At 68.2% G+C, this 17702-nt stretch carries 14 protein-coding genes and 2 pseudogenes; 9 read left to right on the forward strand and 7 right to left on the reverse strand.

What is annotated here, in order from left to right; all coding sequences use genetic code 11:
- The first annotated feature begins 105 nt into the window (after positions 1-105).
- The gene (locus ACWC24_RS16790) at positions 106-696 is read left to right on the forward strand and encodes an SMI1/KNR4 family protein (RefSeq protein ID WP_450663579.1); all 591 of its coding nucleotides are present in this window, start codon (positions 106-108) and stop codon (positions 694-696) included.
- A 57-nt stretch (positions 697-753) separates the two neighbouring features.
- Here ACWC24_RS16790 and ACWC24_RS16795 read toward each other — a convergent pair.
- Positions 754-858: pseudogene (locus ACWC24_RS16795) on the reverse strand (IS5/IS1182 family transposase); the annotation flags it as partial.
- A 382-nt stretch (positions 859-1240) separates the two neighbouring features.
- On the opposite strand from ACWC24_RS16795, the gene ACWC24_RS16800 reads away from it, so the two are divergent.
- Positions 1241-2245, forward strand: coding sequence for an AI-2E family transporter (locus ACWC24_RS16800; protein ID WP_450663580.1), 1005 nt, complete (start codon positions 1241-1243; stop codon positions 2243-2245).
- A 207-nt stretch (positions 2246-2452) separates the two neighbouring features.
- Here ACWC24_RS16800 and ACWC24_RS16805 read toward each other — a convergent pair whose 3' ends face one another.
- Both ACWC24_RS16805 and ACWC24_RS16810 read right to left on the reverse strand, forming a co-directional pair.
- Complete coding sequence (locus ACWC24_RS16805; RefSeq protein WP_450663581.1) at positions 2453-3457, reverse strand: helicase associated domain-containing protein; 1005 nt, start codon at positions 3455-3457, stop codon at positions 2453-2455.
- A 122-nt stretch (positions 3458-3579) separates the two neighbouring features.
- Positions 3580-4647: an ABC transporter substrate-binding protein gene (locus ACWC24_RS16810; RefSeq protein ID WP_450663582.1), complete on the reverse strand. Its 1068-nt coding sequence runs from the start codon at positions 4645-4647 to the stop codon at positions 3580-3582.
- A 1269-nt stretch (positions 4648-5916) separates the two neighbouring features.
- Here ACWC24_RS16810 and ACWC24_RS16815 point away from each other — a divergent pair.
- Entirely contained in the window at positions 5917-7752 is a 1836-nt protein-coding gene (locus ACWC24_RS16815) for a TolB family protein (protein ID WP_450663583.1), read from the forward strand.
- A gap of 97 nt (positions 7753-7849) precedes the next feature.
- Here ACWC24_RS16815 and ACWC24_RS16820 read toward each other — a convergent pair whose 3' ends face one another.
- From ACWC24_RS16820 to ACWC24_RS16830, 3 genes are all read right to left on the reverse strand, one after another.
- Complete coding sequence (locus tag ACWC24_RS16820) at positions 7850-8158, reverse strand: hypothetical protein (RefSeq protein ID WP_450663584.1); 309 nt, start codon at positions 8156-8158, stop codon at positions 7850-7852.
- Between the two features lie 165 nt (positions 8159-8323).
- Positions 8324-8911: an SMI1/KNR4 family protein gene (locus ACWC24_RS16825; RefSeq protein WP_450663585.1), complete on the reverse strand. Its 588-nt coding sequence runs from the start codon at positions 8909-8911 to the stop codon at positions 8324-8326.
- A 43-nt stretch (positions 8912-8954) separates the two neighbouring features.
- The gene (locus ACWC24_RS16830; RefSeq protein ID WP_450663586.1) at positions 8955-10556 is read right to left on the reverse strand and encodes an ISL3 family transposase; all 1602 of its coding nucleotides are present in this window, start codon (positions 10554-10556) and stop codon (positions 8955-8957) included.
- A gap of 177 nt (positions 10557-10733) precedes the next feature.
- Here ACWC24_RS16830 and ACWC24_RS16835 point away from each other — a divergent pair.
- Positions 10734-10856: pseudogene (locus ACWC24_RS16835) on the forward strand (IS21-like element helper ATPase IstB); the annotation flags it as partial.
- A gap of 52 nt (positions 10857-10908) precedes the next feature.
- Here ACWC24_RS16835 and ACWC24_RS16840 read toward each other — a convergent pair.
- Positions 10909-11547, reverse strand: coding sequence for an HAD family hydrolase (locus ACWC24_RS16840; protein WP_450663587.1), 639 nt, complete (start codon positions 11545-11547; stop codon positions 10909-10911).
- An 888-nt stretch (positions 11548-12435) separates the two neighbouring features.
- On the opposite strand from ACWC24_RS16840, the gene ACWC24_RS16845 reads away from it, so the two are divergent.
- From ACWC24_RS16845 to ACWC24_RS16865, 5 genes are all read left to right on the forward strand, one after another.
- Positions 12436-13236, forward strand: a complete 801-nt coding sequence (locus tag ACWC24_RS16845; protein ID WP_450663588.1) for an ABC transporter ATP-binding protein — start codon at positions 12436-12438, stop codon at positions 13234-13236.
- 21 nt (positions 13237-13257) lie between these two features.
- Entirely contained in the window at positions 13258-13905 is a 648-nt protein-coding gene (locus ACWC24_RS16850; protein ID WP_450663589.1) for an SRPBCC domain-containing protein, read from the forward strand.
- Positions 13902-14759 carry an HpcH/HpaI aldolase family protein gene (locus ACWC24_RS16855; protein WP_450663590.1) on the forward strand — a complete coding sequence of 286 codons (858 nt, stop codon included), beginning with the start codon at positions 13902-13904 and terminating at the stop codon, positions 14757-14759. Before ACWC24_RS16850 ends, ACWC24_RS16855 begins: the two co-directional genes overlap by 4 nt.
- A gap of 205 nt (positions 14760-14964) precedes the next feature.
- Positions 14965-16020, forward strand: a complete 1056-nt coding sequence (locus ACWC24_RS16860) for an amidohydrolase family protein (protein ID WP_450663591.1) — start codon at positions 14965-14967, stop codon at positions 16018-16020.
- Positions 16017-17675, forward strand: a complete 1659-nt coding sequence (locus tag ACWC24_RS16865) for a thiamine pyrophosphate-binding protein (protein ID WP_450663592.1) — start codon at positions 16017-16019, stop codon at positions 17673-17675. The genes ACWC24_RS16860 and ACWC24_RS16865 overlap by 4 nt, the downstream gene beginning before the upstream one ends.
- Positions 17676-17702 lie beyond the last annotated feature (27 nt).

The raw sequence follows: 17702 nt of genomic DNA on the forward strand, positions 1-17702 counted from the left end.
CTGGTAGCTCCGCTACAAGGACCTTCCGGCGCCTTGCGATCGCACGCACCGGACACCGCCCGCTGATCGGACCCCACTTTTGTTCGGAGCTCTTAGGGTCGTCCCATGACAGAGTCGCCTCTCACCGAAGTCGAGATCGTCGAGGCCGAACAGGAACTCGGTGTGTCTTTTCCGGAGGCATACCGGGCGTACCTGCGCGAGGTGAGCGCAGGCGGGGCGCTTTTCAGCCTTGAGCGGACCGGGCGCGGTTGGTGGTGGGCCGGGAACGATGCGTGGCGACGCGAGCTGTTGGCCGTTCCCTTTCCGCATCCTGACTCCTATGCCGGGGCCGACGACGAACTGATGGCGCGTGAGCCACAGGCTGAGGCGTTCGAGGACGATGCCGCGTATCGGACGGCTCGGCGTGCCTGGGCTGACGAGACCGAAGAATTCGAGGATCTGAAGACGGCCGGTGCGGTCGTCCTCCAGGAGCACGGTTGCGGCTTCTCCACCCTGTTGGCCCTGACCGGTCCGCTGGCCGGCACGGTTTGGTGGGACGGACGGGCTACCTGTGACTTGATCGTCCCGCTGTCCTTGGACCACGCCGGTGGCGCCCGGCCCATCCGATTCGAGGAGTGGTTGGATCACGGTTCGTGGGCTCTGCTGCCGCCGGGCTGGGGGCCATCCTTTCCGCCAGACCCTGTTGTCCACCGATAGGTTCTGCTGTCTGGTCGGCTTCGGGTCCGGACGAGGATGCCTGCGACTGCACGGATGCCCCCGACGCCGCAGGTGGCCGCGGATGGCACGTGAGGAATGGGCGCGGTCGGCCAGAACGGCGAAGGGCCGCGTCCGGGGCCTGCCCGGGTCCTTGCGGGGCACGATCCGGACGGGTTGCCGCTTGGACAGGTTGCCGGCGTCAAGTCGCACAGACATGCCGGTGGCGCACCTCCTCGTTGTGGGCACTCGGCTGCCGAGCGCGGTTCCGGCGGAGTGTCTGGGTACTCGGCGAGCACTGCCACCACCCCGTCCCGGACGATGCCCCGGTGATATCGACGCTCGTCCGAGCCGGCCGAGGAGAGGCATGACGATGTCTGCGCAGTCTGGGTCCGGGGCCGCTGGTGAGGAGCACGGCGCCGTGGAGGGGACGGGCGGGCACGCCCCTGAGACAGACCCCGCGGCGGGCGTACCGGCGTTCTGGTCCGATTTCCCTCAGCCCTCGCGTCGGGATTCGCATGGACGGCGTCGGCGGTCGTGGGTGGGCGTGGGGTTCGCCCTGGGCCTGGGTGCGAGCTTGGCGTGGCTGGCGGTCCAGACGGTTCTGCGGGTCAGTTCGGTGCTGACCTTGCTGCTGCTGGCCGTGTTCATCGCGATCAGCCTGGAACCGCTCGTCGTGTGGTTCACGCGCCGGGGTCTGCGGCGCGGCTGGGCCGTTGTGATCGTGCTGACGGGATTCCTGCTGGTGCTCGGCGGTTTCCTGGCTCTGGTCATCCCGCCGGTGACCAGGGAGATCTCTGCACTGGTCGATGCCGTGCCGGGCTGGTTGCAACAGCTCCACAACCACCACTCGGCGATCGGGCGCCTGGAGGACCGCTATCACCTGGTCGAGAAGGCCAAGCGGGAGATCGCCTCGGACGGCGGAGCGACCGGCCTGGCCGATGGAGTCCTGGGCGCAGGCCACATGGTCCTGAGCGCTCTCACCGCCGGGGCGATCGTGATCATGGTGACCCTCTACTGCATGGCGGCGCTGCCGGCCGTCAAACAGTTCTGCTTCCGCTTCGTGGCGGCCAGCCGCCGCGAGCGGGTCGAGGGCGTGACCGAAGAGATCATGAGCCGGATAGGCAAGTTCATGCTCGGCAACCTCGTCACCTCGGGGATCGCCGGAGTGGCGACCTACGGCTGGTGCGCGGCCCTCGGTGTCCCGTATCCCGCTGCCCTGGGCATCTTCACCGCCCTGATGGACCTGATTCCGATCGTCGGCTCCACCCTCGCCGGCATCGTCGTCAGCCTCGTCGCGCTGTCGGTGTCCCTTCCGATAGCGATCGCGACAGCCGTCTTCTACATCGTCTTCCGCCTCGCCGAGGACTATCTCATCGTGCCGAAGGCCATGAAGTTCGCCGTCGACGTCCACCCCCTGGTCACCATCCTCGCCGTGCTGGTCGGCGGCGCGCTCCTGGGCATCATCGGCGCCCTTGTCGCCATCCCGGCGGCCGCTGCCGTCGGCCTGGTCCTCGACGAGTACGTCTTTCCCAAGAGAGAACGGACATGACGCGAAATCCACGGACGGCGCCGCCCAGGCCGATGCGCGGAAGAAGCCCCTACGACTCCGACCCGTTTCCCTGGACGGGCCGGTGGGGTACACGTCGGACGCCATGGCCACCAGCCGAGCGCCGATCGTCGTGCATCCTCTTTCCCGTTCGGGCGGCCGGAGGGTGACGGTGCACTCCCACGGCCGGGACGAGATCCTCGGCACCGCCTACAGCGACCGCGACCTCGTCGTCCTCCTCCAGAATGCAGGCATCGACGACCCTGATCCTGTGATGGACGACGACCACTGGACCGAATGGCGCGGCGCCCGCCCCCACCAGTGGAACGCCGCCTGATCGCGGGGCCCTCCTGCGACCGTTCTGGACGCCTGAACGCCGCACCTGTGCTCTGGCCCGAACGTGCCACGGCCGCCCCGGACATCCGTGGCGGCCGTGGCACGTTCGGGCGGCTGCCAACGCATGTTGAGTGCGTCCAGATCGGCCCGGCGCTGCTGGCTCAGCTCTCCTGCCCCGCGGCGGGTGTTGTCCACCCAGGCGCCGAGCTTCACGACTTCTTCCCGGCCGCCGTCACCCGCGTCGCCCATGATCGTTTCAAGGTGCTTGCGGGGCACCAGGAGATGGCCTTCGCGGGCGTGGAACTGCCGGGCGGCGGTGAGGTTCGCGGCCCAGCGGGCATCCTGCGACCGCGGAACGCCAGGTACCGGCTCGCCTTCCGCGGAGGGTTCGATGCCGACGGATTCCAGGAGCCACTGCCGGGCGGGCATGAGCTTGTACCACCCGGTCTGCTGTCCGGCGATCCAGACGCCCAGGCCCTCGCCCTGCATGATCAATTGCCCCGGCCGGGTCGGGAGCGAGCCGCCCGCTTTCCTGTGGGCGAGGGCCAGCCGGTACGAGCGCTGCCAGCCGATGTCCAATGCCGGGCACCACCCTGGGTCGAGGTCGGCGAGCGCCTCGGCCCGCGACTCGGGCAGTTCCCCCACGGAGGAGACGGTGCTCTCCCCGTTCCCCCGCCGCTGAGCGTTCTCGGCCGCCTTGCGGGCGGCGGCGCGGGCGTTCTTCATGAACGTGCAGATGGGGAAGTCGTCGAAGACGGCCGTGGTGGGCGGGAGCAGGTGCCCGTGTGCGTCGGTGCAGGCGCGGGCGACGGCGAGGCCGGCCTCCCACGCGGACGCCTGCACCGACCACACCATCCCGAGCGTCTCCAGCTGCTCCACGCGGGCGGCTTCCAGGGTATGGGCCGCGTAGTAGCGGCGTTGATCCGCCGGCCGCACCCCCAGCGGATGAGAGCCGGGAAGACGGAGCGTGCTGCCGGTCCGGTCTCGTGTGCCGCAACGCATCATCCGAGATAGTCGTTGGTCCAGTCGGACAGGGTGATTTTGGCGCCTGGGGGCAGCGCGTCCAGTTCGCTGACGAACTTGAATGTTCTCCTCCAGGTCTCGGCCTGCATGTGGGCGAAGAGGGGCCATTGGACTTCTTTGACGCTGGCCGCCACCACGGAGACGGGGACACCCGGTAAGACTTCCTCGGCCACCCGTATGGTCTGGGGGTCGTCCGCGTGCTTCTCCAGATAGGCGATCCCCTCCCGTACCGCTGCCATGAACTTCGAAACGGTGTCGGAGTTCTTGTCGGCGTAGTTCCTGCGGGTGACCACCACCTGCTCGTATCCGGCGTAGAAGCCGCCCCATTCGGGCACGATCAGGGAATTGGCCACCACCGTGCCGTCACCGTCATGCTGGATCTGCAGCGGCAGCGGCAGCGGTTCCGAGGTGACGAACCAGTCGATCCGGTCGTTGACCAGCGCGTCTTTGTCCGCGCTGGGGCTCGGCAGCGACACCCACTTGATGCTGTGCAGGTCGACCTTGCCGTTCTTGAGGAACATCTCCGCCTCGGCCCTGGTGTTGGCCGAGCTCGACCCTCCGGTGGAACCTGCCAGTGCCTTCGCCGCCTCGTCAGGCGACGATCGGCTGGTCAATCCGTGTTGCTGGGCGAAGGACTTGCTTACGACCAGACCGAGCGGGTTGCCGAGCCCATCGGCCCCGACGGCGACCTCCGGCATGCCCTTGGCTATGGCGCCCAGAAAGCTGGTGGGACTCGAGTTGAGGAACTGCAGAGAGCCTGATTCCAAAGAGGGCGTGCCTGTTGCGGAGGTGACGGTCACGAACTTCACCCTCAGACCGTGCTGGGCGAAGTAGCCACGCGCGTCCGCAACGCGCAGGGGAACATCGAACACGTTGCCGGCCACCCCGATCGACACCTCACGGGGACTGTCCGAACCCGCGGTGCCTGCCTGTCCGCACGCCGTCAGCAACGTCGAGCCCAGCATCAAGGCGGTGACGCCGGCCGTCGTCCTTCGGGCAGCGTGGCCGACGGCTGCCGGGGACGGTCTGAGGGGGAGGACGCCCATGTCGTTCTCTTCTCCTTGTCGCTGATCACGTACGTGGCTTCGGTGGCCCGGCGAGAGCTTCTGGTGCGCGCAGCGGCATCTCCCGGCGACCTGCGGGCACACAAGGGTGCGCACCTTCACGGGCCGCTGATTGTCAGACAAGCTTTGCGGCTGGAACGTAGCAGGGCCGCCACTGGGCGGCAAGAATAAGGACACAAGTACTTCATTTGATCGCGTACATCGCGGATGTCATTTGGATTGTCTGACAATGAGAGGCTGTGCCTGTCCGCATATATGCACCGGATCCCGGCTGGCCGTGCCGGAGCTAGGCCGCCTCCTCTCGCGAACCCGCAACTGATGTCTCGCGACCGCGGCGGCGGGTGCCTGTCGTGGTCGCAGTCGTCCCGGGCCTGCTGCCCCGGGCCGCACGGTTCGATGGCAGGACGCGCTCCGGCGGAGGCCGGATCCGGTGCGCAGTCAGGGTGCCGCCGGCCGGAGGGGTGCAGGGGGCGGTCGCGGCGGCCCGGAATCGGCGGCGGCCGACGCCTGCCGGTGCGCTGGCGATGAACCCGCCCGTTTGCCGTGGCTGGGCCGAGTGTTTCTTCGAGGCCGCCGTTCTCGTCCCCTCCCCAGCTCGCCGACCGGGGCGCAGCACCGCCGGCTTCACCGATGACCTGCTTCTTTCCGGCCGGGACCCCGCGCTCGCACTCGGTGGTCCCGTGCCGGGGCGAACGTGCCCGGCGATGCCGACACGAGGTGTCCGGTCGGCCTGCGGCCGCATCGCCCAGCTGTCGACTGAAGCAGCTTCACGCTGTGTTTTGTCCAACAATCCAAAGGGTAATTGCCGCCGTGCCGGGCCTGTCGAGGCTATTTCTCGCGCAACTGCCTTGTCGGTGGCCCGTGCCGCTGTTACGGTCGCTCGCTAGTTGTACGACAATCCACACGACGGACGCGTGTGACCGCACCAGCGCGCACCCCCACCCGGACGTCAGCGAAGCCGAGCCGCAGTCGATCAGCCGACTGAGCGGGACTCGCTGACGGACCGACACACCCAGCCGACCGAGCCGACTGGCGGATGAGCCGACATCCCGCCGGACAGGGCCGGCTGGCATCGACCGCCCGGGCCACGGCCGCCTCCGGCCGACGGCTGCCTTTCTGCGGTTGCGTGTCCGCCACCAGCGAAGGGACTCGACACCGATGTCACCTCAGCTCAATCGCAGAGCATTCCTGGCCACCGGCTTAGCAGTCGGAGCCGCCGCAGCGACAGCGGCTCTGCCCACCTCCTTCGCCGTGACCGCCGCGACCACCGGCAAGAAGGGCGTGATGCTGATGAACCGCATCGGGCCCTCGGCATCGACCCTGTACATCGCGAACATCGACGGATCCGGTGAGCGCCCCCTGCTGGACAGTGCCAGCGCGGCCTACGACCGCCACGCCAGCTATGCCCCGGACGGCAAGACGGTGTACTTCACGTCGGAGCGGACGGGTGACGGAAACTCCAACATCTACTGGGGCAGCCTGAACGGGTCGGTACAGCTGGTCGGCGTCCAGTCCCTGGTGAGCGGTTCCTCGGTGAACGACAGCGCCTCGCTCTCGCCGGACAAGAACACGCTGGCCTTCTCCTCGACACGCTCGGCGGACCATTTGTCCCGCATCTGGCTGCGGAACATGAAGACCGGCGCCCTGACCAGCCTCACAGGCGCCGCCGCTCTCGCCGGAGACCCCGCGAGCCCCGACGGCCACTTCCGGCCGGTCTGGTCGCCCGACGGGCAGTGGATCGCCTTCTCCAGCGACCGCAACACCGCCTGGCGCGGTCACAACGACGGCAGGGGCTGGGAGCACACCCAGGAACTGAGCATCTACCTCATCCGGCCGGACGGCAGCGGCTTCCGCCAGCTGGCGACCAAACCCGGATACTGCCTGGGCTCACCGAAGTGGTCACCGGACGGCCGGCGGATCGTCTACTACGAGATCACCACCGAAGGAACCTGGGGCGCCCACCGTCCCGAGGACATCGGGATCGTCGAGTCGCAGATCGTCTCCGTCGACGTCGCGACCGGCACCGACCGCATCGAGCACACCTCTGGGCCGAACCTGAAGGTCTCGCCCCAGTACGTGACCAGCACTGAGATCGGCTACCTCGTCAAGGGTGGAGCCGACGAGGGCCTTGCGTACACATCCGGCAGGACCCCGGTCAAGGGGCCGCTGCGGTCCCCGGTGTGGTCGCCTGACGGGAAGTCGGTGATCTACGAGAAGCAGGACTTCACCAACCGCACGCTCGACGACACGCTCTACAGCTGGGACGCGAACTGGGACTACCGCTTCTGCGACGTCTTCCCCGTCCTGTCGCGGCAGGGCCGCCTCGCGATCACGGAGAAGCAGACGGGACCCGCCAACTCCTCCATCGTCACCCTGAAACCGGACGGCTCCGACCTCAAGGTCGTCTTCAGCACCGCGACCAGCGGCCTGGATCCCGCCTTGCTCGCCGAAGGACTGGCAGGCGCCTTCCGGCCCGCCTGGTCGCCCGACGGGACATGGCTCGCCTTCGGCCTGGGCGGCTGGTTCCAGGAGCGCGCCACCATGACAGCCGCCGTCTGGCGCGTACGCAGCAACGGCTCCGGCGCGGAAGCCCTCACGGACAACTCCACCAACGCGGGCTTCCCGAGCTACTCGGCCGACGGAACCAGGATCGTCTACCGGGTGTGGGGGCAGGAGAACGGCCTGCGGATCCTCGACCTCACCACCAAGACGACCACCGTGCTCACCACCGGGTCGGACAACCTGCCGGACTGGTCCGCGGACGGCACGCTCATCCTGTTCACCCGCAAGACCAGCGCCACGAACTTCGACGTGTGCACCATCCAGCCCGACGGCAGCAACCTCCAGATCCTGACCAGCAGCGGCGCCAACGACGGCCACGCCGTGTGGAACTACGACGGGCGGATCCTCTACAACAGCGGCATGTACGGCTTCCGGGAAGAAGCCGCCCTGTACGACAACACCTTCCAGCCCTACGGCCAGATCATGGCCATGAATGCCGACGGCTCCGGCAAGCAGCTGCTGACCGACAGCCAGTGGGAGGACTCGATGCCGCTCTACCTGCCGCAGAGCATGCTGTCCCAGTGAACTGATGCGATGAGGCCCGCGGCAGCCGACTGCGTATGCCGGCAGCGGCCATCGGCGCACACCTGCGGGTCGCCGGGCCGGCATCAGGGAGGGAACGCTAGGCGGTCACCGCCCGCGGAAAGTTCGGCAGGTTCGCTGCGAACCACCCGTCCGCCAGCTCCAGCACCCGGTCAACATGCGCGGCATCGAAATACTCGGAGCCCATCACCGGTCGGACGCCCTGGCCGGCCAAGCAGTCCAGGACATGCCGCTCGACATCGCGAGCTGCACCGACGGGCAAGTCGGTTATGAGCCTGCGGACTTGACCCAGCCCGTGCTGGCTGCGGTGGGTATCAAGCCGCCCTCGCCCGTCACCCGAGGAGATTCCGGGCTTCACCATGACCCCATCGGTCACCACGTAGTACACGGTCGGTTCGGGGCGGACGCCCGCTCCGTTGCATCGGGCGCACTGGCTTTGTTCGCGAGTTGCGTCGTCAGTTGGCCATGGGTTTGGGAGGTACCCGGATCAACGGTCGGGTGATGTTTGCGAGTTTTGGTTCTGGCTCACATTCCGTGGAGTGATTACGGAGAGTCAGATCTTCGGGGCCATGCGATGACTGTCTGGATGGGCACGAAGTCGAGGTGAGGTGAGTTCCAGGGCCCGGTTGTCGCGTCCAGCACTCATGTGGTTGAGCCAGCGTTCGTACCAGTCGAGGAAGTCGGTGGCGGAGGAGACGTTGGGGCCCCAGAACCCGTCGCCGTTGCCTATGAGGACGCGGCCGGTGAGGGGACCGGTCACCGCGATGACGCATACGTCGGTGCAGCCCATTTCGATGACGTGAAGGAAGCGGTCGCGTTCGTGGGTCTCAGATCCTGTGCCGCTGAAGCCGCGGGGAGCCCCTGGTTCCCCGCGCGGGTTCATGACCAGCAAAGAACACCGCTCCAGCGGCATGAGGCCATAGAACGGCGCCGCGCCTGAGCCGCCGATGTGCGTGAGGAACTGCCGGTAGGCGTCGGGCAGGACGATGTCGTGCTCGGCCTCGAACGCAGCGACGCGTGCTTCTGCCAGCTTCGGACCGAGGCGGAACTTGTGTTGCTCTTCTCCGAAGGAGTGGCTGCGCAGGGGTTGGAACGGGATCGCGGCCAGCTTGCGACGCAGGCGGGGTATGCGGGGATCCATGGTGCATCTTCTCTCGTCCCCGTCACCTTATGGGTGGCTGTGGTCAGCTGGCCAGAAGAACCCTCTTCCTCAGGAGAGCGAAGCCGGCGCGGCCGAACATCTGGCGTTTGAGCATCTTGATCCGGTTGACGTGTCCTTCGACGACGCCTGAGTTCCAGGGCAGGGTGAGCCCGGCGATGACGGCATCACGGTCACGTTCGATGCCTGCGGCGAGGGTGTGGAGGCTGGGGAGGTCGTCGCGCCGGACGGCGTCGAGCCACTCCGCCAGCCTTTCACCTTGGCGCTCGGTGAGCATCTGGGCGAAGGACCGGACGTGAGTGGTGAGGGCGTCGAGTTCGGGGCAGTGGACCAGGACGGCCTTGAGCCGAAGGTGGTCGATCTCTGAGAGGGTCTCGGGGCGCCGGAGGATCCAGCCGACGACGACGCGGGGTGATGGTGGCCGAGCTGTGATTGGGTTGGGAGAGGTCCGCTTTTCCCGGAAGTAGGCGCGAACCCGCTGGTAGCTGCCCTGATAGCCGAGCGGCACGATCTCCTCCCACACGGTCCAGGCGTTCGTGCAGCCTTGGTTCCAGCGGTCATCCAGGTAGGGCTTGAACGCGTCCAGCTTGGACGGCCGGCCTTGCCACTGCCCGCGGAAGAGGTCCTCCGGGGTGGCTGCGTCGGCGAAGAGTTTGACGGTACGCGAGGTCATGCGGAGTTGCCGGACAATCGCCCTCCGACTGAGTCCGGCGGTCAGCAATTCGTGGACAGTCGCGTGGTTGGCTCGGGTTCGGTCGGCGAAGCGGTGTCCCCTTGGCCAGGGCGAGCCGGACGGGTCTTCGAACTTCTCCAGCTCGGGGGCAGGCTGGGCTGGACCTGGCGCAAGCACCCGCAGGCATCCGCGGTGGTTTGCGACACAACGCTCGGCGGCTTCGCTCAGGTTGTGCCAGAGATGCCACCTATCCGCCACCTGCACCGCCTGGGGCGCCCCGGCGGTAGCGCCTTCTGCGAAGAACGGTGCCCGATCACGGCAGACCACTTCTACCCCTGGCCGCTTCGCAAGCCAAGCGGCCAGGCTGGAGGCGTCCCGGTCGGGCAACAGGTCCACCGGGCGTCGGCTTTCGACGTCGACCAGGACGGTCCCGTAGTGGCGGCCTTTGCGAGTCGCGTACTCATCGACGCCGACGACGCGTGGGGCGGGAACTTCCGGGTCGGGCAAGGATTCGACCAGCCGCAGCATGGTGCTGCGGCTGACGGACAAACCAAAGACTCTCGCCATGCGGGCCCCGGGCCGACCGGCGAGCGCGAGGCCGACAGCGGCCAGTGTCGACCGAAGGCGCTCGGTCCGCCGGCCGTATCGACGAGTCAGCCCCGGCATCTGCTCGGCGAAGGTCTGGCGCCCGCATGAGATGACCGGGCAGAGGAACCTGCGGACACGCAGGCAGAGGACGACCCGTCTGCCACCGCTGGGCACATCAGCGGGAAACCGCAGGTAGGAGCTGTGAATCCGCCGCGACCAGCCTCCACAGTCAGGGCAATCGGACCCGGCCACCGTGCTCTGGGCCTCGATGCGTACCGCCTCGTCGTTCACGTCGACCGACAGCACAGCCACGTCCGCGATCGACGGGAACAGTAACTCCTCCAACCGGAGCACTACTTCTTCCACGGGCCGAACTGTCAGCCACGCAGCATTGGCGACGGATCATTTTCAGGCAGCTTCCCAAGAACCCGCCCGCCCGACGAACGTCACTTTCCGTGGTGATCCACGGAAAGTGAGCCAGAACCCGAGTTGACGGCGCTGGGGTGCTTGCCACGGGAGCATTGAGGTGTTTCAGATGAAAGGCCCTGGCCATGCCGCGCCATCGTTGACCAGCTCGCTTTCAACGGCACGATCATCGAGTCCGGCACCGACTCCCACCGCCTGGCCAGCACCCGAGCCCGGGCCGAACACACAGAAGCGGGCTGATCAACCGCTCCAATGCCTGGTCGACAACGGCTGAGTGCCGGTCAGGCCAACGTCATCCGAGCGGGACACGCTCTGGAACCAGGAGCCCGGCGTCCAGATGAGCTGCGATGCGCGTGATGGTCCGGGCGTTGTCCTCAAACAGATGCCCCTGCATGCCCGCCGCTTGGGCGGCTTCAATGTTGACTGCGACATCGTCGATGAAGAGACAGTTCCCTGGACGCACGTCCAAGCTGGCGCATGCGGCCTCGTAGGCTCGCAGGTCGGGCTTGCCGATGCCAATCTCGTGCGAGTAGACGATCTGCTCGACCAGTTCGTCGAAGTGATACAGCGCCGTCTCCCGTTCCCGGGCACCGACGAAGCTGTTACTCAGGATGCCCAGCCTGCAGCTCCCCCGCAGCCCTCGTACATAGGCGATGAGTTCCTCGTTCGGCGTCCCCAGGTATTCCGTCCAGAGATCAGCCATGAAGGCTTCGACCTGGGGCGCGTCGAGATCCAGGCGGGTTGCCACCTGTTCGTGCACGTCTCGTTCGCTGATGCTCCCGACGCTTCCAGCCCGCCACACGTCGCGCATCCGCTGATTCACAGTGCCCACCGGCAGCTCCAGCTGCTCTTCCCATCGTTGCCCCCATCCCGTCTTCGGCGTGATCTCCAGCACGCCGCCGATGTCGAGAATGACGCAGGTCGCGGTCACACGAACTCCCCTCTTCGTTCTGCCTGGTTGACGAGTACAAACCGCCCGCTCATGTGATCTACGAAGACACTGTTGACCATCCCTCTGGGGCAAGGTCAAGCGATCTTGGAACCTTGTGACAGCCCTGTCGCTGCCCGCCGACCCGACTCGACTGAACAGCAGGTGCCTTCAAATTTCGTGACGATCCGCGAAGCCCTCGACCGGTGTCGTTTCCCATCCAGCAGGCGCGCCGGCTGCGCGAGCGTTTGGCCGAGGCTGAGGCTCGCACGGGGCACTGACAGCGGGCGCAGGTGCTCGCCCGGTCGGTGGAGGCGGCCGACGTGCGGACCGCATGGAGGGCTCACCCCGGATCGGCAACGGGCTGTGGTCGGACTCCTTGCCGCGTTGACGATCCTGCGGAGTCCGAAGAGTCGAAGCCCTGCGGACGGTGTCGCTGCAGATGGTCCGCGTCACGGCGGCCGGGCCGAGACGGTGGCGAGCGCGTGGTCTTCCCGCTGCTCCGTAACCGGCAGCGGTACCAGGGCGCCGAAGCCGCCCTTCCGTATCCGTGATCCTGGCCCTCATCTGCAGAGTTGACCATCCGACCGCGCGTCGGATTGTCCAACAGTCCAAAGTTCAGCGGTGGTTGACCTGAGTCTGCGATCCAGGTTTTTCTTGCAGACACCTTGCCGGAGTGGATCCAGCGCGTTACGTTCCCTGCAGTTCTTGTCGGACAATCCATATGCAGGACGTGCTCAACTGAGCCTGCCGACAGCCGGTTTCAGCCGACCGCGCACGCAGGCTCCCTGCCGAAGAGCCGCCGGGGCCGACCGCGCCGGCCATCCATCCACCGCACGACCGACGGGCCAGGCCGCCCCCTTTCGAAGGGGACGGGCCGAGGAGACGAAGATGTCGACCAAACAGCGCGCCCCGCACCCCGAAGCACTCCGCTTCGAGAACGTGACCCTGGAGTTCCCGGGCAGTCACCGACCCGCCATCACGGACGTGTCGTTCCAGATCGAACGCGGCAAGTGCGTCGCCGTGATCGGTCCCAGCGGCTGCGGGAAGAGCACCCTTCTCAATCTGGCCGCCGGCCTGCTCTCCCCGACCAAGGGCCGGGTCCACTTCGCAGGCGAGGAGGTCAGGGCCGTCAACTCCGAGGCGGCGTATGTGACACAGCAGACCGACCTGCTGCCCTGGCTGAGCGTGAAGGCCAACATCGGCCTGGCCCTGAAGTTCCGCAAGGTTCCCAGGGCAGAGCGCGAGGAGCGCATCGCGCACTGGATCGACGTCGTGGGGCTGGGCGGATTCGAGAACCACTACCCCCGCGAGCTGTCCGGCGGCATGCGCAAGCGCTGCGCGATCGCCCGGGCACTGATCTACGACCCCTCCATCGTGCTGATGGACGAGCCCTTCGGCCCCCTCGACGCCATCACCCGGCTCAAGCTCCAGCAGGAACTGCTCAACCTGTGGCAGGAGCAGAAGGGCACCCTCGTCTTCGTCACCCATGACCTCAACGAGGCCCTCTACCTCGCTGACGAGGTCGTCGTGATGTCGGAGGGGCCAGGCACCGTCCGACGCATCCTTCCCGTCCCCTTCGGACGGCCCCGCACCATCGGCTCCCTCATCGAGTCGCCCGAGTTCTCGGAGCTCTACAACGACCTGTGGAGCCTGTTCACGTCAGACGCGAAGGCGACCGACGCCGCCTAGCGTGCAGAGAGGTCCGCACCCTTGATATCCATCGCTGAGAAGATCGACGTGCCGAGCCCGCCGGCACGGGTCTGGGAGATCATCTCCGACCCCTCGGCCGTCGTGTCCTGCATCGGCGGCGCGGAGCTGGGCGAGTCCCACGACGACGGTTCCTTCGACGGTGTCCTCGTCGTCCGATTCGGCGGCATCCGGGTCAAGTTCGCCGCCCGCATCATGCTGGAACTGGACCAGGACGAGCGCGAAGGCCGCCTGACCGCACGCGGCAGGGACGGCCAGGGCGCCACCCGGTTCAACGGGGGCGCCGTCTTCCAGGTGACCGAAGACCCCTCCACCGGCGGCACCCAGGTGGCGATGACCGGCGAGATGAACCTCTCCGGCAAACTCGCCCCGCTCATCGAGTCGGGCGCAGGCGTCGTGGTCTCCAAGATGACCCGCGAGTTCTCGGCAGCCCTCGTCGAACGCTGCGCGCTCCCCGACAGCGCCGCACCCGGGCCCGCCGAAGACGCCTCCCACACCGTTACCGCCGCCCACACGGAGCGCCCCGGACCGTGGCGGCGCATCCGCGACCGGCTCGCCCGCCTTTTCGGCCGCGGCCGCTCCCGCCCGCCGGCCGGCACCGGATCCGCAGGCAAGCCCGCATCCGACCCCTCCCGAGGAGTCCGTCCGTGACAGCCCGACTCAACCAGGTCATCGCCTATCTCGCCGAGGGCCGGCACGTCTTCGCCTCCTTCTCTCCCGCCGAGCCCGCCGCGGCGCTCGACTTCGCCACCACCTCCTACGACGCGCTCGTCTTCGAGACGGAACACAAACCGTGGGACGCCGTCGCACTGCGCGACAGCTTCCAGTACCTCCTCGACCGGCGTCAGATCCGCACCCGCGACGAACCAGGTCCCGCGATCACCCCGATCGTGCGGATCCCCGTCAACGGGACCGAAAAGGGTCAGTGGCACGCCAAGCAGGCCCTCGACCTCGGCGCGTTCGGCATCGTGTGGCCGCACATCTCCACCGTGGAGGAGGCCCGCAACGCAGTCGCCGCCTGCCGGTACCCGTCCCTGCCGGGAGAGCCCCGCCACGAGCCGGCCGGACTGCGCGGCGACAGCCCGAGCGCAGCCGCCCGCTTCTGGGGCATCTCCAACCAGGAGTACTACAAGCGCAGCGACGTCTGGCCGCTGGACCCGGACGGAGAGGTCCTCGTGGCCCTCATGATCGAGGACCAGCAGGGCATCGAGAACCTGCCGCGCATCCTCGACGAGGTACCGGGGATCGGGCTCGTCATCGTCGGCGAGGGCGACATGAGCCAGGAGCTCGGCATCCCACGCCAGTACGACCACCCCCGCATGCTCACCTGCAAGCGGCGCGTCCTCGACACCTGCAACGCGCGGGGAGTCCCGGTGGGCCACCCGCACGTCACCGCCGACAACGTCAAGCAGGTCCTCGACGACGGCTACCGCTTCCTGATGACCGCCCCCGTGCGCACCTACCCCGGCCTGGACCTGGCCCGTTCCCTCACCGGCCGCGCCTGACCCCCGGCCCCGCCCCGGTCGCTTCGACCGCCGGCCGGCCCGCAACGTCTCCCGGGCGCCGCTCCCCAGGCACGTCGGGCAGCCGCCCGACGCCGGGATCCCCGGGCCGGCCGGCCTTCCAGCCCGGCGCGGCCGCGCACCCACCGCCTGGGCCCGCCGCCACGACCGGCGCCCCTGTCTGCCGCCATCCCAGCAAGGAGCCCCCATGCTCATCGACTGTCACGGTCACTTCACCACCGCCCCACCCGCACTCGGCCGATGGCGGGACAAACAGATCCGCGCCTTCGAAGACACCGGTGCCCGGATCTCACCCGACGAACTCGACATCGGCGACGACGACATCCGGGCCGCCATCGAACAGGGGCAGCTCAAGCTCCAGAACGAACGCGGCACCGACGTCACCCTCTTCTCGCCCGGCGCCGGCAAGATGGCCCACCACTACGGCGACGCACGCACCAGCCTCGACTGGTCCCACGTCACCAACGACCTGATCGCCCGGGTGTGCGGCCTGTTCCCCGGCCGCTTCGTCGGCGTCTGCCAGCTGCCCCAGTCGCCCGGCGAAGCGCTGGAGGCGTCCGTCCGCAACAGCGCCGCCGAACTGGAACGCTGCGTGACCCGGCTGGGATTCGTCGGCGCGCTGCTCAACCCGGACCCCTCCGACGGCCATTGGCAGGCACCGCCGGTCACCGACAAGGTGTACTACCCGCTGTACGAGAAGATGGTCGAGCTGGGCGTCCCGGCCATGCTGCACGTCGCGATGTCACGCAACCCCGCCCTCCAGGGCACCTGCGCCCACTACCTGGCCGGCGACACCGCCGTGTTCATGCAGCTGTGCCAGTCGGACCTGTTCCGGGACTTCCCCGACCTGAAGGTGATCATCCCGCACGGCGGCGGCGCCGTCCCCTACCACTGGGGCCGCTACCGCGGCGTCATGCAGGACCAGGGCCGTCCTCCGCTGGATGAACTGGTCCTGGACAACGTCTACTTCGACACCTGCGTGTACCACCCGCGCGGAATGCAGCTGCTGACGGACGTCATCCCCGCGGCGAACATCCTGTTCGCCTCCGAGATGATCGGCGCCGTCCGCGGCATCGACCCCGAGACCGGACACGCCTTCGACGACACCAAGAGCATCCTCGACTCCGTCACCGGCCTGTCCGACGAGGACCGCCGGCTCATCGAGTCCGGCAACGCGCTGCGGGTCTTCCCCCGCCTCGGCGACCACACCAACCTCGAGAACCCGGAGGCGACGACCCGATGAAGGTCTACGAGGCCATGGCCGAGGCGTTCCTCGAGGAGGGCACCCGCGACGTCTTCGGCATGATGGGCGACGCCAACATGCACTGGATGAACGCCCTCGCCGAGCGCGGCGTGCGGCTGTTCGAGGTGCGCCACGAAGGCTCCGGCCTCGGCATGGCCGACGGCTGGGCGCGGGCGGCCGGACAGCCCGGCGTCATCACCACCACCAGCGGACCAGGCGTCTCCCAGCTCGCCACCTCGATGATCGTCGCGGCCCGGGCGCGGACCCCGCTGGTCGCCTTCTGCGGCGAGACCGCCTGGGGCGACAAGGCCGCAGCCCAATACCTCGACCAGGCCCGCTTCGCCGCCGCGATCGAGTGCGCCTACCTCCACCTCGACCGCGCCGACCAGGCGCAGGAGGTCGTGCAGAGCGCCTTCCACCTGGCCCGGACCGAGTCCCGCCCGGTCATGATCAGCGCCCCGATGGACATCCAGACGCACGAGTTCGGCGACCTGCTCGACACGCCGTACGTGCCCTCGACCCGACTGATCGACCGGCAGCGGCCACTGCCCGACCCCGAGCGGATCACCCGCGCGGCCGACGTGGTGCAGGCGAGCAAGCGGGTCGTCATCATCGTGGGCCGCGGGGCCCGTCAGGCGGACGCCGGCCAGGGCGTGCTACGGCTGCAGGAGCGCACCGGCGCGCTGATCGCCACCACCCTCCAGGCGAAGAACTGGCTGCGCGAACGGACCGAGCACCACGTCGGCATCTCCGGCCTGTTCGGCAACCGGGTGGCCATGGAACTGCTCCAGGAGGCCGACTGCGTGATCGCGGTCGGGGCCAGCCTCAACCACTACACCACCGAGGCCGGGTACCTCTTCCCCGAGGCGAAGTACGTCCAGATCGACTCCGCCGAACACCTGATCATGGGCAACGGCGCCGCCGCCGACGTCTACGTCCGCTCCGACGCCGTGACCGCGCTGGCCGCCCTCGAAGAGGAGCTCGCGAACCGGTCCGTGCGCATCGAGGGCTTCCACACCGCGGCGGTCCGCAGCCGGCTGTCCGCTCCGCTGGTCGACCCCGCCGACTTCGTCCGGGAGCCGGGCCTGATCGACCCTCGCGAGGCGATCACGGTGCTGGACGAGCAGCTTCCCGGCGAGATCGACCTGGTCCTCGGCAGCGGCCACCAGACGGACTTCGGGACCATGCTGTTCCAGCGCTCCCGCGAGATCGTCTCCAACTACGGCATGTTCGGCGCCATCGGCCAGGCACCGATGCTGACCATCGGGAAGATCGTCGCGGACGGCGGCCGGCCCTCCTTCGTGGTCGAGGGCGACGCCAGCTTCCTCATGCACCTGCCGGAGTTCGAGACCGCCTGCCGCTACGACCTGCCGCTGCTGGCCGTCGTCATGAACGACGAGGGCCTCGGCGCCGAGTACCACAAGTCGGCGGCGAAGAACCTCGACCCCGAACTCGCCGTCATCCCCACACCGGAACTCGGCCCCGTCGCCGTGGCGCTGGGCGGATCGGGCGCGACCGTCCGCACCACCGACGAACTGCGCGCAGCTCTCGCCGAGTACGTCCGCGAACCCCGCCCGACCGTCATCGACGTCCGCATCTCGCGCAAGGTGCTCAGCCCGCCCTACCGGCGCCTGTGGTACGGCGAGGACGTGTGACCGGGGCCGAGGGCGAGGAGACCGCGA

It is taken from the genome of Streptomyces sp. NPDC001443 (assembly GCF_053597355.1).

What these genes read in the sequence shown, in the direction of transcription:
- ACWC24_RS16860 (WP_450663591.1), top strand. Translation starts at nt 14,965, where the DNA reads ATGCTCATCGACTGTCACGGTCACTTCACCACCGCCCCACCCGCACTC.
- ACWC24_RS16790 (WP_450663579.1), top strand. Translation starts at nt 106, where the DNA reads ATGACAGAGTCGCCTCTCACCGAAGTCGAGATCGTCGAGGCCGAACAG.
- ACWC24_RS16825 (WP_450663585.1), bottom strand. Translation starts at nt 8,911, where the DNA reads ATGGATCCCCGCATACCCCGCCTGCGTCGCAAGCTGGCCGCGATCCCG.
- ACWC24_RS16865 (WP_450663592.1), top strand. Translation starts at nt 16,017, where the DNA reads ATGAAGGTCTACGAGGCCATGGCCGAGGCGTTCCTCGAGGAGGGCACC.
- ACWC24_RS16845 (WP_450663588.1), top strand. Translation starts at nt 12,436, where the DNA reads ATGTCGACCAAACAGCGCGCCCCGCACCCCGAAGCACTCCGCTTCGAG.
- ACWC24_RS16810 (WP_450663582.1), bottom strand. Translation starts at nt 4,647, where the DNA reads ATGGGCGTCCTCCCCCTCAGACCGTCCCCGGCAGCCGTCGGCCACGCT.